Source organism: Stenotrophomonas sp. NA06056, assembly GCF_013364355.1.
Classification (GTDB): Bacteria; Pseudomonadota; Gammaproteobacteria; order Xanthomonadales; family Xanthomonadaceae; genus Stenotrophomonas.
In genome coordinates this window covers 43,329-66,715 of record NZ_CP054931.1, presented here as the reverse complement: position 1 = coordinate 66,715, position 23,387 = coordinate 43,329, and the positions used below count along the sequence as shown (strand labels likewise).

19 protein-coding genes are annotated in these 23,387 nt (G+C 67.0%); 7 read left to right on the top strand and 12 right to left on the bottom strand.

The annotated features are described in order from the left end of the window. Positions 1–6: 6 nt before the first annotated feature. Both HUT07_RS00265 and HUT07_RS00260 read left to right on the top strand, forming a co-directional pair. Positions 7–1,011: a TIGR00266 family protein gene (locus HUT07_RS00265; RefSeq protein WP_176019209.1), complete on the top strand. Its 1,005-nt coding sequence runs from the start codon at positions 7–9 to the stop codon at positions 1,009–1,011. 211 nt (positions 1,012–1,222) lie between these two features. Then, positions 1,223–2,215, top strand: a complete 993-nt coding sequence (locus tag HUT07_RS00260) for a patatin-like phospholipase family protein (protein ID WP_176019208.1) — start codon at positions 1,223–1,225, stop codon at positions 2,213–2,215. A gap of 35 nt (positions 2,216–2,250) precedes the next feature. Here the strand turns inward: HUT07_RS00260 and HUT07_RS00255 are convergent, their stop codons facing one another. Both HUT07_RS00255 and HUT07_RS00250 read right to left on the bottom strand, forming a co-directional pair. After that, a complete protein-coding gene (locus HUT07_RS00255) occupies positions 2,251–4,257 on the bottom strand; it encodes a hypothetical protein (RefSeq protein WP_176019207.1) in 2,007 nt (668 codons plus the stop codon). Between the two features lie 104 nt (positions 4,258–4,361). Then, positions 4,362–4,844 (bottom strand): Lrp/AsnC family transcriptional regulator, encoded by a 483-nt coding sequence (locus HUT07_RS00250; RefSeq protein WP_176019206.1) that lies wholly within the window; start codon positions 4,842–4,844, stop codon positions 4,362–4,364. 125 nt (positions 4,845–4,969) lie between these two features. Between HUT07_RS00250 and phhA the strand changes: the two genes are divergently transcribed. Together phhA and HUT07_RS00240 are read left to right on the top strand one after the other, a co-directional pair. Then, positions 4,970–5,863, top strand: coding sequence for a phenylalanine 4-monooxygenase (gene phhA / locus HUT07_RS00245; RefSeq protein WP_176019205.1), 894 nt, complete (start codon positions 4,970–4,972; stop codon positions 5,861–5,863). A 31-nt stretch (positions 5,864–5,894) separates the two neighbouring features. After that, on the top strand, positions 5,895–6,545 hold the full coding sequence (locus tag HUT07_RS00240; RefSeq protein WP_176019204.1) for a DUF4375 domain-containing protein: 651 nt from the start codon (positions 5,895–5,897) through the stop codon (positions 6,543–6,545). A gap of 79 nt (positions 6,546–6,624) precedes the next feature. Here the strand turns inward: HUT07_RS00240 and HUT07_RS00235 are convergent, their stop codons facing one another. The 9 genes from HUT07_RS00235 to HUT07_RS00195 form a co-directional block, all read right to left on the bottom strand. Then, positions 6,625–7,722 carry a GDSL-type esterase/lipase family protein gene (locus tag HUT07_RS00235; protein ID WP_176019203.1) on the bottom strand — a complete coding sequence of 366 codons (1,098 nt, stop codon included), beginning with the start codon at positions 7,720–7,722 and terminating at the stop codon, positions 6,625–6,627. 92 nt (positions 7,723–7,814) lie between these two features. Beyond that, positions 7,815–8,570 carry a 2-dehydro-3-deoxy-D-gluconate 5-dehydrogenase KduD gene (gene kduD / locus HUT07_RS00230; RefSeq protein WP_176019202.1) on the bottom strand — a complete coding sequence of 252 codons (756 nt, stop codon included), beginning with the start codon at positions 8,568–8,570 and terminating at the stop codon, positions 7,815–7,817. A gap of 53 nt (positions 8,571–8,623) precedes the next feature. Continuing rightward, positions 8,624–9,472 (bottom strand): 5-dehydro-4-deoxy-D-glucuronate isomerase, encoded by an 849-nt coding sequence (gene kduI, locus HUT07_RS00225; protein ID WP_176019201.1) that lies wholly within the window; start codon positions 9,470–9,472, stop codon positions 8,624–8,626. A gap of 203 nt (positions 9,473–9,675) precedes the next feature. After that, positions 9,676–10,734: a LacI family DNA-binding transcriptional regulator gene (locus HUT07_RS00220; protein ID WP_025875485.1), complete on the bottom strand. Its 1,059-nt coding sequence runs from the start codon at positions 10,732–10,734 to the stop codon at positions 9,676–9,678. A gap of 38 nt (positions 10,735–10,772) precedes the next feature. Further along, positions 10,773–12,362 carry a family 43 glycosylhydrolase gene (locus HUT07_RS00215; protein ID WP_176019200.1) on the bottom strand — a complete coding sequence of 530 codons (1,590 nt, stop codon included), beginning with the start codon at positions 12,360–12,362 and terminating at the stop codon, positions 10,773–10,775. Between the two features lie 14 nt (positions 12,363–12,376). Beyond that, a complete protein-coding gene (locus HUT07_RS00210) occupies positions 12,377–13,663 on the bottom strand; it encodes a TRAP transporter large permease (RefSeq protein ID WP_176019199.1) in 1,287 nt (428 codons plus the stop codon). A 3-nt stretch (positions 13,664–13,666) separates the two neighbouring features. After that, a complete protein-coding gene (locus HUT07_RS00205) occupies positions 13,667–14,203 on the bottom strand; it encodes a TRAP transporter small permease (RefSeq protein ID WP_176019198.1) in 537 nt (178 codons plus the stop codon). 10 nt (positions 14,204–14,213) lie between these two features. Next, entirely contained in the window at positions 14,214–15,218 is a 1,005-nt protein-coding gene (locus HUT07_RS00200; RefSeq protein ID WP_176019197.1) for a TRAP transporter substrate-binding protein, read from the bottom strand. A 39-nt stretch (positions 15,219–15,257) separates the two neighbouring features. Beyond that, complete coding sequence (locus HUT07_RS00195; protein ID WP_176022445.1) at positions 15,258–16,067, bottom strand: 2-keto-4-pentenoate hydratase; 810 nt, start codon at positions 16,065–16,067, stop codon at positions 15,258–15,260. Between the two features lie 174 nt (positions 16,068–16,241). Here HUT07_RS00195 and HUT07_RS00190 point away from each other — a divergent pair, with 174 nt between their 5' ends. From HUT07_RS00190 to HUT07_RS00180, 3 genes are all read left to right on the top strand, one after another. Continuing rightward, positions 16,242–17,225 carry an alpha/beta hydrolase gene (locus HUT07_RS00190; RefSeq protein WP_254898785.1) on the top strand — a complete coding sequence of 328 codons (984 nt, stop codon included), beginning with the start codon at positions 16,242–16,244 and terminating at the stop codon, positions 17,223–17,225. 98 nt (positions 17,226–17,323) lie between these two features. Further along, entirely contained in the window at positions 17,324–18,844 is a 1,521-nt protein-coding gene (locus tag HUT07_RS00185) for a carboxylesterase family protein (RefSeq protein ID WP_254898908.1), read from the top strand. A gap of 51 nt (positions 18,845–18,895) precedes the next feature. Beyond that, positions 18,896–19,483: a cysteine dioxygenase family protein gene (locus tag HUT07_RS00180; protein WP_176019195.1), complete on the top strand. Its 588-nt coding sequence runs from the start codon at positions 18,896–18,898 to the stop codon at positions 19,481–19,483. A gap of 52 nt (positions 19,484–19,535) precedes the next feature. On the opposite strand, the gene HUT07_RS00175 is transcribed toward HUT07_RS00180, so the two are convergent. After that, complete coding sequence (locus tag HUT07_RS00175) at positions 19,536–23,339, bottom strand: LamG-like jellyroll fold domain-containing protein (RefSeq protein WP_176019194.1); 3,804 nt, start codon at positions 23,337–23,339, stop codon at positions 19,536–19,538. Positions 23,340–23,387: the final 48 nt, after the last annotated feature.

Below are 23,387 nucleotides of genomic sequence, written 5' to 3'. Positions count from 1 at the left end.
GCTGCGATGACCCAGTGGTACTTCCATGCTCCCGGCCAGGCCGACCGTGTCGGACCGTTTGATGAGGAGGCCGCGCGCCGCTTCGCACAGGCCAATCCGCGCGCGCTGGCCTGGTGCCAGGGCATGACAGGGTGGACAGCGGTGTCCGAAATCGTCGCCCTGCAGCAGGCCGGCGCCGCCACGGCAGCTCCGCCGCCGATGCCCGCCGTCACGCCCGCCGTCGCAACAACGTCAACCGGCAGCCGTGCCGACCGCATCGACTTCCGCATCGTCGGCCATGAAATGCAGTTCGTGGAAATCGAACTGGACCCCGGCGAAGGCGCGGTGGCCGAGGCCGGCGCGCTCATGTTCAAGGACGCCTCGGTGCAGATGGACACCGTCCTCGGCGGCGGCGCACGCGCCGGCCAGGGCAGTGGTTTCATGGACAAGGTGATGGCCGCCGGCAAGCGCGTGCTGACCGGTGAAAGCCTGTTTGCCACCGTCTACACGCAGACCGGCCACGGCCGCGGCAAGGTCGCCTTCGCTGCGCCCTACCCCGGCACCGTGCTGGCGATGAAGCTGGACCAGCACGGCGGGCGCCTGATCTGCCAGAAGGACAGCTTCCTGGCCGGCGCGCGCGGCGTGCAGATCGGCGTGCAGTTCCAGCGCAGGATCATGACCGGCCTGTTCGGCGGCGAGGGCTTCATCATGCAGAAGCTGGAAGGCGACGGCTGGGTGTTCATCCATGCCGGCGGCTGCGTGGTCGAGCGTGAGCTGGCCGCCGGCGAACGCCTGGACGTCGATACCGGCTGCATCGTCGCCTACCACCCGTCGGTGGACATGGACGTGCGCCGGGTCAAAGGCATCCGAAGCGTGCTGTTCGGTGGCGAAGGCGTGTTCCTGGCCAGCCTGACCGGGCCAGGCAAGGTCTGGCTGCAGTCGCTGCCGTTCTCGCGCCTGGCCGGGCGCATGTGGATGGCCGCACCACAGGGCGGCGGCAAGAGCCGCGGCGAGAGTTCGCTGCTCGGCTGAGTGGGGCGGATGCTGGATGTCGCCGCCGGTCATGACCGCAGGATATCGGTAGATGCCGACCTTGGTCGGCACTGGATTGCGCAAGCGCCGACCGAGGTTGGCATCTACCGGGCGATTTCATGAATGGGGAGCAGAGCCACCCTGCCCGGCCTGCCACGCCTTCGGTATGCTGGCGCCCTTTCCTGTATCCGGCGCCGCGAGCGCACTGCCGATGAGCCTGTTCCGCCCCCGTGTGCTGCTGTCCGTCGCCCTGTTCGGCCTGCTGGCCGGCTGCGGTGGTGAAGAGGTCCGCCCCACCCCGCCCGCACAGCCCACCGTGGTACCGCAGGCCAAGCCGGTGAAGATCGGCATCGCCCTCGGCGGCGGCGCGGCCAAGGGCTTTGCGCATATCGGCGTGATCAAGATGCTCGAGGCCAATGGCTTCGAACCGGTGGTGGTGTCCGGCACCAGTGCCGGCAGCGTGGTCGGCGCCCTGTATGCCAGCGGCATGGATGCCTTCCAGATGCAGAGCAAGGCGGTGGCGCTGGATGAAGCCAGCATCCGCGATGTACGCCTGTTCTCCGGCGGCCTGGTGCAGGGCCAGAAGCTGCAGGACTACGTCAACGAACAGGTGGCCAACCGCCCGGCCGAGCGCCTGAAGAAGCCGTTCGCCGCCGTCGCCACCCAGCTGGAAACCGGCGAACGTTCGATCTTCGTGCGCGGCAACGTCGGCCAGGCGGTGCGCGCGTCCAGCAGCATCCCCGGCGTGTTCGAGCCGGTGAAGATCGGTGGCCGCAACTACATCGACGGCGGCGTGGTCAGCCCGGTGCCGGTGGACGCTGCGCGCCAGCTCGGTGCCGAATTCGTGATCGCCGTGGACATCTCCAGCAAGGCCAGCGGCAAGGCCCCGACCGGCATGCTCGGCATCGTCAACCAGTCGATCTCGATCATGGGCCAGCGCCTGGGCGAGCAGGAACTGGCACGCGCGGACATTGTGATCCGACCGAAGGTGCTGGACATCGGCGCTGCCGACTTCAGCCAGCGCGGCACCGCCATCCTGGAAGGCGAGAAGGCGGCGATGGCGGCGATGCCGCAGATCCGCGCCAAGATCCAACAGATGCAGAAGGCCCGCGCCGCCGCATTGGCACCGGCACCGGTGGCTGCGCCGAAGTGCGACGAACCCTCGCGCCTGGGCAAGCTGATGGGCCGCAAGGAAAAGTGCTGAGGGCTGCATGGCGCCGCCGCTGAGCGGCGCCATGGTCAACGCCGTGGGCGATGGCCGGCGGCGTGCTGGCGCTCGAGCTGCTGTTCCTGCTTGGCCGATTCATGCTGGGCAGCGCTCGCCTGCAGGTGTTCCATCGCCCCTTCGGGTACCCACAGCTGCCGACTGGCGCGGGTCATCGCGACATAGGCGGCGCGCACCGGACTGTGCTTCGAGCGCTCGGCCGGCTTCGCCCTGAAGCAGCAGTCGGACATCGAAACCACTTCAAACTGCAGGTTCTTCGCATGTTCGGCCAGGCACAGCACCAGCTGGCTCTCCTCGGCGGGGACCAGGGCCTGCAACGTCTGCATGATCGTCTGCGGGCTGTCGCTGCGACTGAACAGGTCAGCCAGCGCGCCTTCTCCACGCTCCTGAAACTGTTCGACCACGCGTTCCCAATCGCGCACGGAGCCGCCTTCGCGGACCTTGTTCCACGCCTCGATCGGCTTGCGCAGGGCCGCGTCCAGAAGTCGATACGTGGACGAATGGATGTGCAGCCGCGCGCCACGTACGTGCAGCCGCGCCGCATCCTGCATCAACCGCAGCAGGTCACCGTAGATGCGGATGCCGCCGTCGGGCACCTGCGACCAGTCTGCATAGTGCAGCACGCCGGTTGCGCGGTCGGTCGCACCCATGAACGGCCCGCTGTCGCGCCCGAGGTAGTCCATCGCCAGTGCCTGGTTGACCAGGCCATCGACCTGGCTGCCCTGCCGCACCGACTGGTGCATCTCCACCACCTTGGCCGCGTTCCAGCGTGGCACGCTTCCGCTCAGGCGCTGGTGCGGATCTCCCAGACTGACCACGCCCGGCGCATGCGCGGCCAGCAGCTGCCGCCATGACGGGCTGAGGTCATGCGCTTCATCGATCAGCAGCATGCCCATTTCCACTGGCGGGGCAACGCCACGCAGCGCCAACCACTTGCCAATGTGGCCCGTGGTCAGGCTCAGGCAGCCGCCGCGCTGGGTGGCACTGTCGAACATGCAGCGCCAGACATGCTCGGCAGCGGCAATGTAGGGCTCGGCATTGATCATCGACCAATGCACCGTGCGCTTGAAGTGCCAGGGCTGCAGGCTGGTGGCCGACGACGCACACCATAGGGTGATGGCATCGAGTGCGGTCCTCAGCATCTGTTCCGGCGTTCTGCTGCCGACACCCTGCAGGCCGATGCGGGCCGCGATTTCGCGCGCCGACAAGGTACTGATACGGTAGGTCGCCACGAAGCCGGCGGTCCTGCCATTGCGGGCTGCGTGCTGCGCAAGCAGGTTGGCAAACTCGATCTGGGTCAGCAGCCGCTTGGCGGTCTCGCCACGTACGCGGGCACGGAACGCCTCCACCTGCCCTCGCATGGGTGCCACGTAGGTATAGCGGCCCGGCCGTGCATCCATCAGCGCCAGCACCAGGTGTCCCTTGCCGGTACCGGCGTAGCCGTCGAGGTCGATCAGCTCGTCCGGATTGGCGGCGATCGTGCGCAGCACGCGTGCCTGTTCGGAGGTGTACAGGCCGTTGCGCTCGACCGCGTGCGTATCGGCGTGCGCAGCCTCGGCAGTGTCATCGGCGTCGTCCTCTTCGCTGCCAAAGGCCGCCGGAAAACGAATGGAATGCTCGCTCAGGGTCTCCTGGCAGGCCTGCTGCAGCGCCAATCCCGGGTAGTGCTGCGGTGAGCTGGCGAGGAAGGCCTGGGCGATCTCCGCCGGTGCCAGCAGCACGCCGTTTGCAGCAAGGTCGGACAACCAGGCATCCAGTTCCGGTTGCGCGCCGCCGCCCTGCCCCGCGAGGTGCGTGACCGCAGCGCTGCTGTCGGCGGCGAACAGCGCACAGGCATCGTGCAGCAGGCGTTCGACCTGCGCCGGCGAATGCAGGCGCTGGCGGCACAGCAGTGCGGCCATCAGGCCGGCCTGTTCCAGGGCCGTCTGCGGTGCCGTGCCATGGCCGATGAAACGCGCAAGCGCCTTGCGCTGCAGCGGCAGGAAAAGGGTGTGAAGCACCGGGTGTGGAGTATCGGACATGCCTGCAATCGAAGAAGAACACGGCGGCACCTGCGCGTGCACGCGCCGCAAGGCAGCGATGCTCGGCTACCCGTCCGCCGCCGTCAAATCACGCGGCCGCCGGTTCATTCCAGCTGCGACAGCGGCAGCGCTTGGAATCCCTTGACCGTGCGCAGCACGAAGCTGGAGTTGGCGTCGGCGACGCCACCGGCATTGAGCAGCTTGTCCAGCAGGAAGCGCGAAAAATGTTCCAGGTCGCGCACGTAGACATGCAACAGGTAGTCCATGTCACCGGTCAGGGCGTGGCAGGCCACCACTTCATCCCAGGCCTGCACGCTGTCGACAAAGTGCCCGATCGCCGCCTGGTCATGTTTTTCCAGCTGTACACGCACGAAGGCCTGCAGCCCCAGCCCCAGCCGGCGCGGCTCCAGGCGTGCGCCGTAGCCGACGATCACGCCTTCGCTTTCCAGCCGCTGCAAGCGGCGCAGGCAGGCCGACGGCGACAGGTTCACCCGTGTGGCCAGCTCCGCGTTGGTGGCGCGACCATCCCGCTGGATTTCAGCCAGCAGACGTATATCCGTGCGATCGAACTGGACTTCTCCGGCCATTGTTGCCCCGCAACATGGTGAGTACGCAATGATATTGCGCCAGGCGGGCTGATCCGCGCAACTTTTGCAACCCTGTTGCGCGCGCCCTGCCCTAGCATCGTGGGTATCCCGTCAAGGAGTCTTCCATGGACCTCGCCCAGCCCCGCCGCGTCGAACACCAGCAGACCGACAAGGGCTACGTGCCGGTGTACACCACCGCGCTCGTCGAGCAGCCGTGGGACACCTATACCGCCGACGACCACGCCACCTGGAGCACGCTGTACCAGCGCCAGCGCGAACTGCTGGTCGGCCGCGCCTGCCAGGAATTCCTGGATGCGCAGGACGAGATGGGCATGAGCGCGCACATGATCCCGCGCTTCGACCAGCTCAACGAGGTGCTCGGCGCCGCCACCGGCTGGACGCTGGTCGGCGTTGAAGGGCTGCTGCCGGAACTGGATTTCTTCGACCACCTGGCCAACCGTCGGTTTCCGGTGACCTGGTGGATCCGTCGCCCTGACCAGATCGACTACATCGCCGAACCTGACCTGTTCCATGACCTGTTCGGTCACGTGCCGCTGCTGATGAACCCGGTGTTCGCCAACTACATGGAGGCCTACGGTCGTGGTGGCGTCAAAGCGCACGCGATCGGCCCGGAGGCGCTGCAGAACCTGACCCGCCTGTACTGGTACACGGTGGAATTCGGCCTGATCGATACCCCCGACGGCATGCGCATCTACGGTGCCGGCATCGTCTCGTCGAAGGGCGAATCGCTGTACTCGCTGGAGTCGGCCGCACCGAACCGCATCGGTTTCGACCTGCAGCGGATCATGCGCACGCGCTACCGCATCGACACCTTCCAGAAGACCTACTTCGTCATCGACAGCTTCGAACAGCTGATGCAGGCGACATCGCCGGACTTCACCCCGATCTATGCCACGCTGGCCGACCAGGCGCATCTGCCTGCCGGTGACGTGCAGTCCGACGACCGCGTGTTCCAGGCCGGTACGGGTGAAGGCTGGGCGGACGGCGGCGACGTGTGAGCCCACATGCGGGCCCGCTATCCTGACCCGCATGACCAACGTTTTCGCTTCCCTGCGTGTCATCGACGTCAGCTTCGATGACGACTTCATCCTGCTGACCCTGGCCGATGGCCGCCGGACCCGCCAGCCGCTGCGCTGGGCGCCAGCCCTGTTCGAAGCCACGGCCGAACAACGTGCGCAGTGGGTCGCGACGGCCAATGGCCTGGGCGTGAACTGGCCGGCCCTGCTGGCGCCGCGCGAGGATGGCGTGGTCGATATCCCCAACCAGGTGTGGGATGACCGTTACGAGGCGGCGCTGGCGCGCTTGAAGGCCGCCGCATGGTCGTTGGATGCGCTGTCCGACGAAGACCAGCAACTGGTCGCGTTGTGGCGGATGGAAGCGGACATCAACAACGGCGGCTTCATGCAGTTCCTGTGCAACTGGGGCGATCCCACCTGCCAACTGGCGCTGCGCGCATTGCAGGCGATGGGCGCAGCACAGACGCACGCGATCCTGGCGGGCATGCGCGGGCTGCTGGACCGGCTGGAAGACGACCCGGCAATCAAGGAACTGACCGACCTGTACGGTGCGATGAGCGAAGACGAGCAGGCCGCCCTGCACGCCTTCGACGAAGCCTATTTCGAGCGCCCGGAAGACCTGGCGAGGTTGGGGCTGAAGCACTTCGGGCCGGAACCCCTGTAAAACCAAGCCGAGCATCGGCTCGGCTCTACAAGGGTGGCGCGGATCTGTAGAGCCGAGCCCATGCTCGGCTGCGTTTCGATCACCGCGGATACACCAGCAGCACCACCAGATCCTCCTCGCCCACCTGTTGCAGCACGTGCGCACTGCCTGCCCGCGTCAACAACGCATGACCCGCACGCACGTCGTACTGCGTTCCATCCAGCACATAGCTGCCCTGCCCGCTCACGATGTAATAGATCTCATCCTTGTGCTGCGGATGCAGGCCGATGCCCGCGCCCTTGTGCAGCACGCGCTTGCGCAGCACGAACGACAGGTCCGTCGCGTCGGCGAAGAACGGATACGCGGTGGTCGGCCCGGCGCCGCCATGCGGGCCGGGCTGCATGCGCGCAACCGTGCCTTCATGCAGCACTTGCGAGGGTCGCTGCGCATCGGCGCCCTGCCCTACGCCCATCACATCGCAGTCGATGTCACGCACCAGCGCCGGTTGCAGCGCCGGCAGCAGCGGCACCGCCTCGCGCAGCACCAGGCAGGCCACCGCATTGGCACCGGCCACGCTGAAATGAGTGCCGTCGGCCTTGTTCTGCTCGGGCACGAACAGGAAGTACGGGCGTGCACCCTGCTCGCCCAGCGCGCGGATCCAGCGCGTGCTGCGGTCGTTGAGGTCGATCAGCGCAACATGCTCGCGCGCGGCCAGCTGCTGCATCGCCAGCGTGTAACGCGCGTGGGTATCCAGCAGTGAGCCGAAGTCGTACAGCAACCGCGCCACCGGCGTGACCAGCACCGGTGTGGCGCCCTTGTTACGCGCGGCCTGCACGTAACGCATCAGCAGCTGTGGATAGTCACTGTCCGGATCGGTGTAGCGCGTGGGATCTTCAAACTTGGCGTCGTTGTGGCCGAACTGGATCAACAGCACATCGCCACGGCGTATTTCAGCAGCAATCGCATCCAGGTGCCCTTCGTTGATGAAGCTGCGCGTGCTGCGTCCACCTTTGGCATGGTTGCGCACTTCGAAGCGCGCCGGGTCCAGGTAGCTCTGCAGCATCTGGCCCCAGCCCGCCTGTGGCGCGCGTTCCGGCCCGTACTCGGCAGCGGTGGAATCACCGGCGATGAACACCCGCACCGGCGCCCCGTGCGCGGCGGTGCATGACAGCAGCAACAGCAACAACAGCTTCCGCATGGCCGCCCCTTTGTAGAGCCGAGCCATGCTCGGCTGCCGTGGGAAAGCGGTGCGAACCAAGGTCCGCACCCACCGTTCATTGCCTTGCCGCGTTACCGCGCCAGCCAACCCCCATCCACCGGCAGCACCGCGCCGTTGATGTAATCCGACGCCGACGAGGCCAGGAACACCGCCGCACCGGCCAGGTCTTCCGGGTTGCCCCAGCGGCCGGCCGGAATCCGCTCGAGGATCGCCTTGTTACGGTCTGCATCGGCGCGCAGCGCGGCGGTGTTGTCGGTGGCCATGTAGCCCGGCGCAATGGCATTGATGTTCACACCCTTGCCGGCCCATTCGTTGGCCAGCAGACGCGTGATGCCGGCGATCCCACTCTTGCTGGCGGTGTACGACGGCACGCGCACGCCCCCCTGGAACGACAGCATCGAGGCGATGTTGATGATCTTGCCGCTGCCCTGTTCGATGAAGTGACGGCCTGCAGCCTGCGAGATGAAGAAGGCCGACTTGATGTTCACGTTCATCACGTCGTCCCAGTCCTGCTCGCTGAAGTCCACTGCGTCGGCGCGGCGGATCAGCCCGGCGTTGTTGACCAGGATGTCCAGCCTGCCGAGGCCTTCGAGGGTTTCGCGCACCACACGCTCGACCGGTTCGATGCTGATCAGGTTGGCTTCCACCGCCAGGCAGCGGCGGCCCAGTGCGGTGATCTTCGCGATGGTTTCAGTGGGCGGGGCGATGCCGGCCACGGCGACATCGGCGCCGGCGGCAGCCAGTGCCACCGCGATGCCCTGGCCCAGGCCGGTATTGCCACCGGTTACCAGAGCGACTTTTCCTTCCAGGCTGAAGGGATTGGTCATTGCGTATGCGTTCCTTGGTAGAGGCGTGCGTGTTGCGGGCAGGTGGCCAGTGCTTACTTGAGCTGGCAGATGTCGAGCACGTGCATGTCGGTGTAGTCCAGGTTCTCGCCACCCATCGCCCAGATGAAGGCGTAGTTGCTGGTGCCGGCACCCATGTGGATCGACCACGGCGGCGACACCACCGCTTCGTTGTTCTGGATCACGATGTGGCGCTGCGCGTCCGGCTCACCCATGAAGTGGTAGACGCGGTCGCTGTCGCCCAGGTCGAAGTAGAAATAGACCTCGCTGCGGCGGTCGTGCAGGTGCGGCGGCATGGTGTTCCACACGCTGCCCGGCTTGAGCACGGTCAGGCCCAGCAGCAGCTGTGAGGACTGGCAGGTAGCCGGCACGATGTACTGGTAGATGGTGCGCTCGTTGCTGGTTTCCAGCGCGCCACGATCCAGTGCCACCGCGTCCTTGATCGAGAGCTGCTTGGTTTCAAAACGCGCATGGGCCGGGGTCGAGGCCAGGTAGAACTGCGCCGGGTTGGCGGCATCCTGCGAAGCGAAGACGACGTCCTTGCTGCCCATCGCCGCGTACAGGCCATCCTTCGGCCCCAGCGTGTACACGGTGCCATCGACGGTGACCGTACCGGTGCCGCTGCCGACATTGATGATGCCCAGCTCGCGGCGCTCCAGGAACGGATGGCCGGCGGCCGAAGCCGGTTCGGTCTGCGCGGGCAGGGCCAGCGGGCCGGTGACCGGCGCAGCGCCACCCAGCACGAAGCGCTCGTAGTGGGTGTATTTCAGGGTCACCGCATCGGCGTTGAACAGGCCATCGAGCAGGTACAGCTCGCGCAACTGGTCGTTGCTGGCGCCCTTGATGGCATCGGGATGGGTGGCGTAATGGGTCTTGCAGTACATGGCTTCTCCAGAGCAGGGGGCGGGCCGATGGTTCGGCCCCGGCACGGTTCACGGTCGATTCTAGCTAGACAGGAAACCGGTGTCATTTTGCGCCGCACGATACCGGTCAGACGGCATCGGCGGGGTGGGACGGGTGGGGGGCAGGCGAAGTGTCACGACCAACGGTCGTGACCCACCGACCTACAGGACTGATTCCTTCGGAATCAGTCCTCGGGCGGTTGGCAGGAATCGCGCACGATCAGGTGCGGGCGCACGCTGGCGATCTGCAGTGCGGGCTGGCCTTCGGGCTGGATCAGCATCGCCGCAGCGGTGCGGCCGGTGTCACGGGTATGCCGGCGCACCGAAGTCAGCGACGGCCACAGGCGCGAGGCCAGCGGGCTGTCGTCGTAGCCGACGATCGACAACTGGCGCGGAATGTTGATGCCGGCGCGCAGCGCGACCTTGTAGATACCGGCCGCCATTTCATCGTTGCCGGTGAAGATGGCGGTCGGCCGGCGCTTGCCCAGCAGCAGTTTCTCGGCAGCGGCCACACCGGATTCGAAGGTGTAGCCCGCCTCGATGATGCGATCCTTCGGCAGCTCGATGCCACGCTGCGACAGCGCCTCGATGAACCCAGCAGTGCGTTCGTGCGCCGAGCGGTAGGCACTCGGGCCGGTCACCAGGGCAATATCGCGGTGGCCCAGCGAAAGCAGATAGTCGGCCGCTTCGGCAGCACCGTCGCGGTCGTGGGTGACCACCATCTGCGAGGTTTCATCCAGCGGCAGCGCCGCCACGCGGGTGAAGCGGCAGCCGATCTCATCCAGCATGTCCGCCAGTGCCTGGTCTTCGGACGCACGCGGCACCAGGATCACCCCATGCAGCTTCTGCTGCTGGGCGAAGCGGCGCACGCCGTCGATGTAACCCGGACTGCGACTGTCGCAGGGGTGCACCACCAGTTCGAAGCTGGAGCCACGCAGCGCATCCAGCGCACCGTACTGCATGTCCACGATGTACTGCGCGGTGGGGTTGTCGTAGACCATGCCGATCAGGAACGAGCGGCGGAAGGCCAGGCCACGGGCCAGCGGGTCGGGGGTGTAACCGACCTCGCGCATCAATGCTTCCACCTTGTCGCGCGTGTCCTTGCGCACCAGCGGCGAGTTGTTGATGATCCTTGAAACCGTTTTCTTGGATACACCCGACAGTCGCGCGATGTCGTTGATCGTGGCTGCCTTGCCCTTTGCCAATGCCGGCGTAGCGGCATCGTTCTTGTTGCGCACTGACATGTAGTGAACCCGATAAGCCTGGGGATTCCAGCGCGCGCTCAGTCCAGCGCGCGATAGCGGAAGCTGCGGAAGGTTACCGCACCGTCGCCGGCCGCATACAGGGCCGGTTTCAGTGCCAGGAACTTGCCGGCCACATTGTGATGGTAACCGGACACTTCCATCTGAACCGGATACTTCTGCCAGGTCTGGCCGTCGACACTGGAGTGAATGGTGACGATGTGGCGGTTGTTGGTCACCCGCAGCCAGAGCCGGCCGCCCTTGGCGCTGGCCGCCAGCCGGGTGGGGCGCTCCTCGCCGTAGCGGTGCATGACGAACTGCTCGCCATTGCTGCCCACGCCCACGTACAGGCGGTCGCTGTAGAACAGCAGGGCGCCGCCGACCGCACCGGGGGCGATCTCCATCTGCACCTCGAACTGGTAGGCCGGGTCGCCAGCAATCGTGGTCAGCGGTGAGGCATCGCGCGGCGTGCTGCCCTTGCCCTGCAGCACCAGGCCATCACCACTGAAGCGCAGGCGCCGGTATTCATCAACGGCCGGGTTGAAGAATGCCCACTGCGGGCCGAGCGTGCGGCCGTTGAAATCATCGGACAGGGCCATCCCGTGCGGTGTCAGCGCGCTGCCCGATGGCTTGCGCAGCGGCTGTCCCAGATCACCGCCCTTGGCCACGAACCAGCCATCGGCGGTCCATTCGATCGGTTCCAGCAGGGCCTGCCGGCCCAGCGTCCAGAAGCCGTTCTCGTAGCCGTGGTACATCATCCACCAACGGCCGTCGGTGCCTTCGATCACCGTGGCGTGGCCGCGCGACCACCACGGTTCGGCGGCCGACTGCGTGCGCATGATCGGATTGTTCGGCGCATTCACCCACGGGCCGTGGATCGAGCGCGAGCGCGCGGTGATCACCATGTGCCCGGTCGGCGGGCCGGCGGTGCCGCCCACGGCGGTGGTCATGTAGTACCAGCCGTCGCGGAAGTGGATCTTCGGCCCTTCCTGCGCGTAGGCCTCCACGTCCCAGCTTTCCGGGTAACGCCAGCCGTCGTACACGTGCTTCGGCGTACCCACCACGCTCAGGCCATCATCGGCCAGCTGCACATAGTCGCCGCCGCTGAGGAACAGGTAGCGTTTGCCGTCTTCACCGACGGCATGGCCGGGGTCGATGTAGCCGCCCAGGCCGATGTCGATCGGCGCGCTCCACGGGCCCGTGATGTCATCGGCCCAGACCACGAAGTTGCTGCGGCGCTCACCGGTGCGCGCCGGGAAGTAGATGAAGTAGCGGCCCTGGTGTTTGACGATGTCCGGCGCCCAGATCGCACCCACGTTCTGCGTGATCGCATGACCGAGCGGCTGCCAGTTCACCAGGTCGCGCGAGTGCCAGATCGGCAGGCCGGGGTAGGCGTCGAACGACGACAGGGTGAGATAGTAGTCGTCGCCGTCCTTCAGCACCGACGGATCAGGCCTGTCGCCGGCCAGCACCGGGTTGAGGAAGGTGCCATTGCCCAGGTCAGCCTGACGCTGCTGCTCGATGCCGCGCGTCCACTGCGCGGGCGCGGGATCGGCAGCCACTGCGGGCAGCGCGGCCAGCAGCAGGCCGAGCAGGGCGGCTGCAGCGGCGCGGTGCAGGATCGATGTCATGGGAGCGCCTCCGCTCATCCGGCGCGCAGTGCGGCGGGCAGCCACAGCGACAGCGACGGGAAGAAAGTCACGACCAGCAGCACCCCCAGCGCGGCGAACCAGAACGGCCAGATCGTGCGCATGCTCTGGCCGACGCTGATCTTGCCAATGGCGGTGCCGATGAACAGCACCGAGCCCACCGGTGGGGTGACCAGGCCAAGGCCACCGGTCAGCACCAGCACCAGGCCGAAGTGGATCGGGTCGATGCCATAGGCTTTGGCCACCGGCAGGAAGATCGGCGTGCAGATCAGGATCATCGGTGCCAGGTCCATGAATGTGCCCAGCAGCAACAGCATCACCACGATCATCAGCAGCACCATGAACTGGCTGTGCGCGAACGACTGCAGGAAGTCCACCGCCGCTGCAGGCACCTGCAGGTAGGCCAGCAGCCAGCCGAACACGGCGGCGGTGGCGATCACGAACAGGATCACGCCGGTGCTGCGCGCGGCATGGATGACGGTGTCGAAGAACTCGCGCCAGCGCAGCTGCCGGTACAGCACGGTGGTGACCAGCAGGGCGTAGACAACGGCGATGGCCGCGCTTTCCACCGCAGTGAAGATGCCGGCGCGGATACCGACGAAGATCAGTGCCACCAGGCCCAGGCCGGGCAGGGCGGAGACGATGCGCAGCAGTACCGCGCGCCAGCCCGGGAACACTTCAACGCCATAGCCACGACGACGCGCGACCACGTAGCCGGTGATCATCAGCGCCAGCGTCATCAGCAGCGCCGGCACGATGCCTGCGGCGAACAGGTCGGCAATCGACAGGCCACCACCGGCAGCCGCCGAGAACAGGATCAGGTTGTGCGAGGGCGGCACCAGCAGCGCCACCAGCGCGGCGGTGATGCTGACGTTCACCGCGAAATCGCGGTCGTAGCCACGCTTGACCATCTGCGGAATCATCGTGCCACCCACGGCCGAGACATCGGCGATGGCCGAGCCGGACACGCCGCCGAAGAACAGCGAGGACAGGATCGAGACCTGGCCCAGGCCGCCACGCATGCGCCCCACCAGCGATGACGCGAGGGCGATCAGGCGTTCGGAGATGCCGCCGCGCATCATGATTTCGCCAGCGAAGATGAACAGTGGAATGGCGATCAGCGAGGCCGAACCAGTACCAGCGGAGATCTGCTGGACCAGCACGATGCTGGGGATGTCCAGGTAGAGCAGGGTGGCCAGCGCAGCGGCAGCCAATGCGTAGGCCACCGGCACGCCCAGCAGCAGCAGCGCGGCGAAAACAGAGAACAGGATGGTGATGCCCATGGATCAACGATCTCCTTCAGCGTCGACGGCGTCGGCATCGGCTGCCGTTGCCTGCAGCGCCTTCCACGCACGGTTAAGCGCGAACAACAGCATCAGTGCCCCGCCCACCGCCAGCGGCAGGTAGTTGATGCTTTGCGGCAGGTTGGCGCCGGCGGTCTTGATGTCCATGCCATCGATCAGCAGGTCGGCCGACCAGAAGGCGATGAAGCCGCCCAGCACGGCCACCACCAGCTGGGTGAATACATCCACCGCCCGGCGTAGTCCGGCACCCATGTAGGCGTGCAGCAGGAAGAAGCCGAAGTGGCGGTTGGTGTGCACGCCGCAGGCTGCGCCAAGGCTCATCGCCGTGGCCAGCAGCAGCAGGGTCACCGGCTCGGTCCAGCTGGGCGAATCGTTGATCACATAGCGGGCGAACACCTGCCAGCCCTGCACCAGCACCAGGCCCAGCAGTGCAGCCACGGCGAAATGGATGGCGATGTCGGCGATGCGGTCCAGCAGGCGCTGGCCGGGGCCGACGGCGGAAATCGTCGTCTCGGTCATGACAGTGTCCTCAGGCGGCAGCGCGGATGCGAGCGACCAGCGCGGCCAGCTCGGGTTGCCGCAGGTACTGCTGCAGCAGCGGCTGGGCGGCGGCGCGGAACGCGGGAAGGTCCACCTCGTTGGCTTTCACGCCAGAGGCCAGCACCGCACGGCGCGCGGCATCTTCAGACGCATCCCATTGCGCGCGCATTACCTTCACCGATGCGCGTGCGGTCTCCAGCAGCAGCTGGCGGTCGGCCGGCTGCAGGCGCTCGAAGCTGGCACGCGACATCAGCAGCACGTCCGGCGCATACGAGTGATCGCTCTGCGACCAGTAGTGCGCCGCCTCGAAGTGGCGGCTGGAATGGAAGCTGCGCATGTTGTTCTCGGCGCCGTCGATCATGTGCGTCTCCATGCCGGAGAACGTGTCGCCCAGCGACATCGGCGTCGGGTTGGCGCCGAGCAGGCGCATCAGCTGGATGAAGATGTCCGATGACGCCACACGCAGTTTCAACCCGTGCAGATCGCGGGGCTGCACGATGGGATGCTTGGTGTTGTAGAAGCAGCGCGCGCCGGAATCGTAGATCGCCAGGCCCACCAGGTCGCGGCTTTCGAAGCCCCGCAGCACGGCCTCGGCAATGCCGCCATCGAGTGCGGCGCGCTGGTGCGCCACCGACTCGAACACGTACGGCAGGCACAGTGCCTGGGTCAGCGGAAATGCGTTGTTCAGCGCACCGGCATACACGCGGGTGATGTCGATGGCACCGAAACGGGCCATGTCGATCGCTTCCGATTCGCGGCCGAGTTGGCCGGAATGGTATTGCCGCAGGCGCAGGCGACCGTTGCTTTCGCGCTGCAGCGTTTCGCCGATCCACTTCACCGCCGTCACGGTGGGGTAGTCAGCCACGTGCACGTCGGTAGCGGTCAGCAGCTGGCCACCATCGATGGCGTCGGCCGGCCCGCGGCCACAGGCCGCGAGCATCGGGGTGGCCAGCGCAGCAGCGCCACCGGCCAGGAAGTGTCGTCGTGTGATCATCTGCGCCCTCCCGCGCGTGTTCACCGGAGCGTGCGGCGGTTACCCGGCCGGCACGGCCCTGCAGGCAATCTCGCCGAAGCCGGCAAACCGCACCAGCGCCGTCTGCCCCACGGTGATGTCATGGATGCCGGTGGCGTTACCGGTGGCGATCAGGTCGCCCCGCCGCAACGGCCGGCCGCGCAGCGCCGAACGGGACAGCGCGAACGCATACGCCGCACGCAGCCCGCCGGGCAGGCGGGTCGCTCCGCCGGTGCCGACCACTTCGCCCTCGATCAGGGTTTCGGCGCGCAGGTCGGTCTCGTCGCGCGCCGTCCAGTCACTGACCTCCGGCCCGAGCACCAGGCCGTTGTTGTTGCCGAAGTCGGACACCACCACGCGCGGGCCGAGCTCATTGATCGTCGCCAGCGGGCTGCTGGCCACTTCCACGCCGATGTACAGGCGGGCAGGCAGCGCTTCAGCCTGCTCGGGGGACCAGTGCAGCTGCGCGGCCGGAGCGTCCTCCAACAGCTCCAGCACGTACTCCGCCTCGACCGCGCCGAAGCCGCCGACGAACACCGGAATGTCCACTGTTCCACCGGTAGCATTTTTCAGCTGACGTGAGAAAACCGGGCCCAGCAGGCGGTCGTCGCCGGATGCATCGCGGCGCTCGGCGGCGATGTAGCCGACCTTCCAGCCCACCACGTGGTCATCCCAGCTGGCGATGGCCAGGTCCTGCACCTGGTAGGCGGCCACCAGATCATGCGGCACAAGGCCCGGGAAGCCGGGCAGGGCCTGGCCGGCGCGGCGCGCGGTGGTGAAGGCGTGGGCGATCGCGGCCGCATCGTCCGGCGGCGGTGTCTGCCCATGAATGCCGTGTTCGTTGCTCAAGAACGGTCTCCCTCTGGCGCTGTTGCACTGCCCATCGACAGCGTCTGCAGGAGGTGTATATGGTAAACCGGTGTCATCGTGCAAGCCGCAGTGCATCACATGGGCTTTCCGGTGACCTCCGCCACCCTGTCACACCCCGTCGGAGCCTTGTCCGCCATGCGCTTTTCCCGTGTGCTGTTGTTGCTGACCATCCTGCTGCTGGCCGTCCCCGTATTCGCGGTTGATGTGCCGCTGCGCGCAGGCGAACGGCTGGGGATGGAACTGGCTGGCGAGCAGGTACCGCTGTGGCCTGCCGGGCAGGTACCCGGCGAGACGGGCACTGCGCGACCGGCGCGCGTGGTCGAGCGCAGCCATGATCCTGCCCATCCCGATCGCTTCATCGACCAGGTCGATGCGCCCTACCTGCTGGTACACACGCCGGCCCATGCCAACGGTCGCGCGCTGCTGGTGATTCCCGGCGGCGGCTACCAGCGCGTGGTGATCGACAAGGAGGACAGCGCGCTGGTGCCGGAGTGGGTGGACCGTGCCGGCTACACCCTGTTCGTGCTGCGCTACCGCCTTCCGCAGGCAGGCCGCGACCGCCAGGCGGCGCTGGCAGACGCGCAGCGCGCACTGCGCGTGGTGCGCGACCAGGCGGTGAAACGCAAGCTGGATGCCGACGGCGTGTCGGTGATGGGGTTCTCCGCCGGTGGCCACGTCGCCGCGCGGCTGGCGACCGGCTTCGATACGACCGTCTATCCGCCGCGCGATGCCATCGACCGCCTCAGCGCGCGCCCCGCACGCACGGTGCTGGTGTATCCGGTGATCGACATGGGCCCGCATGCACACAGCGGTTCGCGCGGACGTCTGCTGGGCGAGCAGGCCGATGCGGCGCTGGCCGCGCAGTATTCGATGCAGCAGCACGTACGCGCAGGCATGCCGCCGACGCTGCTGATCCATGCCAACGACGACCGCGTGGTCAACGTGCACAACAGCGAGGTGATGGCACAGGCGCTGGCCAAGGCAGGCGTCGAGCACGAACTGCATCTGTTCGCACACGGCGACCATGGCTTCGGCATGCGCATGCCACCTGATTCGACACTGGCCGCGTGGCCGCTGCTGGCACAACGTTGGCTGCAGGCAACGGAGGCCGCGCCTTGAACGCAGGGAAAACCAACCTGCAGCGCCGCCGGTTCCTGATCGACAGCGCGCGTTGGGCGTTGGCCACGGCCACGCTCGCGGCACTTCCTGTAGCCGCAATGCCTGGACCACGTGATGACACGCAGGTGGTGGCACGCCTGCGCGGCGGCCGCGTGCGTGGCCAACGCGAGCACGGCGTTCACGTGTTCCGTGGCCTGCGCTATGGCGCCGACACTGCGGCCTACCGTTTCCAGCCACCGCGCCGCGAGACGGGCTGGCGTGGCATCGCCGATGCGCTGGAGTACGCCGCATCCGCGCCACAGACAGGGGCGGACGGTCCAGGCAGCGAAGACTGCCTGTTCCTCAACGTCTGGACGCCAGCACTGGGCGACGGCGGCAAGCGGCCGATCCTGGTGTACCTGCATGGCGGCGGCTTCAACAACGGCTCCGGCAGCGACCCGCTGTACGACGGCAGTGCGCTCTGCCGGCGCGGCGACGTGGTGGTGGTCACCGTCAATCATCGCCTGAACACCTTCGGCTACCTGTACCTGGGCGCGCTGGGCGATCCGCGCTATGCGGCCTCCGGCAACGTCGGTCAGCTTGATCTGGTGCAGGCGTTGCACTGGGTGCGCGAACACGCAGCGACGTTCGGCGGCGATGCCGGCAACATCACGGTGTTCGGGCAGTCCGGTGGCGGCGCCAAGATCGCCACGCTGATGGCGATGCCTGCAGCCAAAGGCCTGTTCCAGCGTGCGTGGACGATGAGCGGGCAGCAGGTGACCGCAGCAGGACCACGCGCCGCGGCGCAACGCACGGCCATAGCCATGGAGGCGGTGGGCGCGCACGACCTGCAGGCGTTGCTGCGCCTGCCGGCGGCGGACCTGTTGGCCGCTACGCATGCACGCGATCCCTCACGGGTGGAAAGCAGCGCGCTGTACTTCGGCCCGGTGCTGGATGAGGTGGTGCTGCCGGTGCATCCGTTCTGGCCACAGGCACCGGCGCAGTCCGTGTCGATTCCGATGGTGATCGGCAACACCCGCGATGAGACGCGCGCGTTTCTTGGCAACGACCCGGCCAACTTCACGCTGACCTGGGGGAGCCTGCCAGCGCAACTGGAGAAGCAGCAGTTCGTCGATCTTTTACCTTCGGTGGTGATCGCAGAATATCGACGCCTGTATCCGCACTACACGCCGTCGGAAGTGTTCTTTGCCGCCACCACGGCCGGCCGTTCCTGGCGCGGTGCGGTGGAAGAGCTGGAAGCACGCGCCCGGCAGACAACCGGCGCCGCACCGACCTGGGCCTACCAGCTTGATTGGCCATCACCGGTAGAAGAGGGACGCCTTCGTGCGTTCCACACGCTGGATATTCCGCTGGTGTTCGACAACGCCGGCCTGCCCGGTGCGCGCACCGGTGGTGGTGAAGACGCCAACATGCTGGCGGCGACGATGAGCGATGCCCTGATTGCATTTGCGCGCAACGGCGACCCGAATCACGCAGGAATGTCGCAATGGGCCCCGTATTCATTGCCACAGCGACAGACGATGCTGTTCGATCGGCGCAGCCGCATGGTTGACGATCCACGCGCGGGAGAGCGTGCGCTGTATGCAAAAGTGCCGTTCGTGCAGCGCGGCACGCAGTGATGACACCGCGATGCAAACATTCTGTTAACCCGCCTCGGCTAGAGTCGGTTCATGGAAGCGATGTTCACGCCACCGCCGTTCGCCGGACGCGAACGCTTGATTGCAGGGATCGACGGCGCCGTCTGCCTCGTTGATCCGCAGGCGATCACCGATGCGCTGCAGCGCGTGCTGCGTGAGGCCATCGTCGATCCGCTGATCGAGCTGCCACCCTGTGTACGCCGTCCGGTGGATGGCCATTACGCACGCCGCGAATTGCACCGCAGCCCTACCCTGGGCTACAGCGTGATCGCGATGTGCTGGGGCCCGGGGCAGGGCACGCCACTGCATGACCACGATGCGATGTGGTGTGTGGAAGGTGTCTGGCAGGGCGAGCTGATCGTGACCCCATATGCGTTGCTGGAACAACGTGGCGAGCGTCACCGCTTCGCCGCGCAGGACACGTTGTACGGACACCGCGGCAGCGCCGGCAGCCTGATCCCGCCGCACGAGTACCACACGCTGCGCAACGCCAGCGATACCGACGTGGCGGTGTCGGTGCATGTGTACCAGGGCGTGATGGAACGCAGTGCCGTGTTCGATCCGCTCGACGATGGCTGGTACCAGCGCCGGGTGAAGATGATGGAGACCGACGCGGCCTGACCGCGTCAGGCCCCAGGTAGCGCCGGGCCATGCCCGGCGGCGCCGCTTCCCATCAACGCGGCACGTCGGCCACGTTGTTCAACCGGGTCACTTCCTCGCCGCCATCGGCCAGCGCCACGCGCACGCGCAGGCCACTGTGATCGCCCGCCGGCAACGGCAACGACACCACCGTCGTCTTCGGCAGCAGATCGGTCGGTGCGGCCATCGCCGGTACTTCGGTGCGTGCGATCTCGCGGCCGCGCGCATCTTCCAGCACCGCCACGCCCACGCCGCTGGCCACATGCCCAAGGCCGTGCACCGTCACGTGTACCTGGCGCCCGTCCATCCGCACATCACCACGGCCCACGCCCAGATCCGGGCGTGTTTCCACCGGCGTCCCCGCAGACATGCGCTCGAACTCGAACACCTCGGTGCGGCCCGGGCGGAACTGCATCGGCACCGAGGCGCTGGTTTCCAGCTGCACGGTGCGCTCGGCGGCGGTGCCGTCGATGCGGCCATCACCATCGGCGTCCACACCGCTGCGCATGCGCCAGGTGCCACTGGCCACGTTCCAGCCGGTCATGTCGGCCGCAATGGTGCGCGTGCCCAGGTTATGGCTGGTCACGGTGAAGCGTTCGCGCGAGGGCGCGTGCACCAGCAGGGCAACCTGCTCGGCGGCACCGTCGCGGTCGAAGCACCAGCTGACCGTGTGGCCGGGCCAGCTCTGGTTGCGCTTCAAGGCGATGCCACCCAGCCGCGCACGCTGCAGGAACTCGCTGGGCGCTTCCACCCGGTCGGACCACCAATGGCCTTCGGTGTTCATGTACGCACGTTGCACCTTGGCTTGCAGGCCATCGGCGTGCAGCGCGTCGATGTACTTCGTATCGCCGCTGGCCTGCCACGCCATCAGGCTGGCGAAGCCGGTCTTGCCGGCGTCGGCCTCGGCGGTCAGCAGCGGGTACCAGTCCTGCTGCCGTCCCAGTGCTTCCACGTAGTTCTCGCCGAGGTTGGCCAGCGCACCCGGCCCCCCACGCGCAACGCGGTAGTCCAGCGCCTGCAGGTACTTCGCATCGCCGGTCCAGCGCCATGCCGCCCAGAACGTGTGCATGGTGTCGCCACCGCCGGAGCCGTTGTTGAGCTCACCGCCGCGGGTCGCACCCGTCGCCCAGTTGATCTCGTTGGGCAGAATGAAGCGGCCCTTGTCGTCGGTACCGGCGTGGGCCAGATAGCCATCGGCCAGGCCGATCACCAGCTTCCGGCCGGTCGGGTCGGCGTTGTACTGGCCCAGCAGGAACGCCGGGTGCAGCACCGGGAACGAGTACGGCTTCTGCCACTGCCAGTTCGGCTCGCGGTAGACCTTGTTGCCACCGAACCAGTTGCTGGAGAACAGCAGATGGCCGTGTGGATTGCGCAGGATGATGCGTTCGTCGAACGCCTTCACCGTTTCCATCAATCGTTCCAGGGTCAGCGGATCGCCCCAGTTGAGGTACAGCATCGCGCTGTTGGTGTTGATGCCTTCCTCGTAGGCGTGCAGCTCATCGGTCTCGATGGTGCTGAGGCCATTGCTGAACATGCCATTGCGGTACACCGCATCGGACAACGCCGTCAGCGAGGCGTTCAGGCGGTCCGGCTGCACACCCATCAGGGCCAGCCCCGGCCATTGCTGGGTCAGGTCGGAATCGTCGGAGATGCCGCCACCGAAATCGCCGTAGGCCACCTGCCGCTGATCGATCCACCAGTCGACGAACTGCCGTACCTGGGCCAGATCCTGCACCTGGTGGAACGCCCACGCCGGCACACCTTTGGGCACGTCTGGCGCGGTATACGGCGGTCGACCCTGGCTGTTGTAGCTGATGTAGTTCCAGTACAACCGGCCCAGTTCGTGGTCCGGATCGACCCGCAGCAGATCGCTCAGGTCCGCGTATACGCGCGCGTACAGGCGCTGGCGCTTGGAGGTGGTGTGTTCCTCCACCAGGAAGCCCCAGTTGTCGCGCACCTGGTTGAAGCGGTCGGCCACATGCTCCTTGATCGCATCGGCGCGTGGCTTGAACACCAGACGCACCTGCGCACCGTCCAGTGCCTTGGCGTCGAAGCCGGGCGCGGCCGAGGCGATGCTCAACCACAGGCTGTCGGGCGTGAGGATGCGGTCGCGCAGGTCCAGCCACAACGTGCGCTTCTGCCCGCGCTGTACCGAGACGGAAACATCGATCATGTCGCGCGCCGGCCAGATCGGATCCTTGATGCGGATGTTCAGCGGGATCAGCCCATCGTGCGTGGCCGGCAGGTCCAGCGCGGGGATGTCGATGGCCACGCCATCCAGGCCGTCATGCATGTTTTCCCAGCTGTAGGCCCAGCTGCGGATCAACGGCTGGTTGGCCGGCGCATCGCCCACGCCGGAAGGAATCAGCACGTGCACGATCGGTTTCGGCTGGGCCGGCAGCGTGTCGGCGCTGCGACGCCGCGAGCCTGCGCCCTTCGGCAGCGCCATCACCGTGCTGCGTTCGGCCAGCGGGTAGCGGCCGTCGATGTAGCGGCGCAGCGTGTCCAGGTTGGTGTAGTCCGGCAGCGCCTGGGTATCGATGACATAGGCTTGCTTGACCGTGCCATCGGGCTCGGCGCCCTCGCTCACGTTGTAGGCCCAGATTTCCTGGATCGGCGTTTCCTGTTCAACGTTGCTGAAACGCAGCACGCCCCCGCTCTGCGCGGGAATGTCATCGACGCTGCGCACCACGCCTTGGGGACGCGTTGCCAGCACCTGCGTGGCGTGCGCGGCATCGCGACCATGGGCCAGCGTGCCGAACGCCGCGCCACGGATCTCCACGCGGTTGACGGTCTCGCCGGCCGGCACGGTCAGGTCCAGGTGCTGGCCGCTTTCCACGTAGGTGTTCCAGTCCGGCAACTGGAAATAGTCGTTGCGGCCGGGCAGGCGCGAGCGATTGTAGACACCGGGCCAGGTGGTCTCGGCGATGCCGTCGGTGGCCTTCCACATCCACGCTCTGAGGTCACGGGTATCAGCGAATTCAATCTTGCGGATGCGCGTGCCAGCGGCGCTCAACGCCGGTGGCGCTGCGCCGTCCCAACCAAAGCGATGGCGCCAGGCGCGGTCATCGCTGGCGCTGGCAACGGCGCTGGTGACGGCCTTGCCACGTGCGAGCGCGCTGACGGCCGCGGCATCGAGCATGCGGTCATACACGCGGATGTGCTGGAAATCGCTGCCGCGCAGGAAGTTGTAGCGACTCTGCACCTGGTAGGGCGCCATCACCCGTCCGGCCAGGCCGAGCTGGTCCAACGCTGCATCGTAGTCACCGGTCGCCTGAGCGCGCGCCACCTCGCGGCCGTCTACGAACAGGCGCACGCCCTGGTCTTCATCCCAGGCGAAGGCCAGGTGCAGCCACTGGTCCGCGCGTGGCGGCGTGTCCATGCGGAACGACACGCGCGTGCGGGCAAGGTTGGCGTCGGTGACGAAGGCATCGAAGCCGTGCCCGTTCCAGTCGATGCGCAACCACGCCATGTCCCAGCTGCTGTGGTCGGCATAGCCGACGCGGAAAATCACGAACGGTGCTTCGCCCACCGCGTAGCGCGCGCGCCAGTCGAAGGCGAGGGTGCCGCGCTGGGCGAGGATGTTGCCGGGTGCATCCCAGGCCAGCACGCCGTCGTCCTGCCACTGGATCGCCTTGCCGCGCGCTCCGTCGTCGACGATGTCGACCTTGTCGCGGAAGTTCGGCACCGCCTCACCCTGCGCCACCACGGCCTCGAGGCCTTTGCCGGCATCGACATGGAACAGCAGCGTGGGTGCATCGGTGGCGGCCATCGCGGGGCCAGCAACCAGGGCCACCACCAGCAACAGGCAGCGGGACAGGGTCGAGCGGTGCGGCATCAGGCGTTTCCTTTCAACGGGCGACGGCCGGCGAGGGCCGCCGGACCG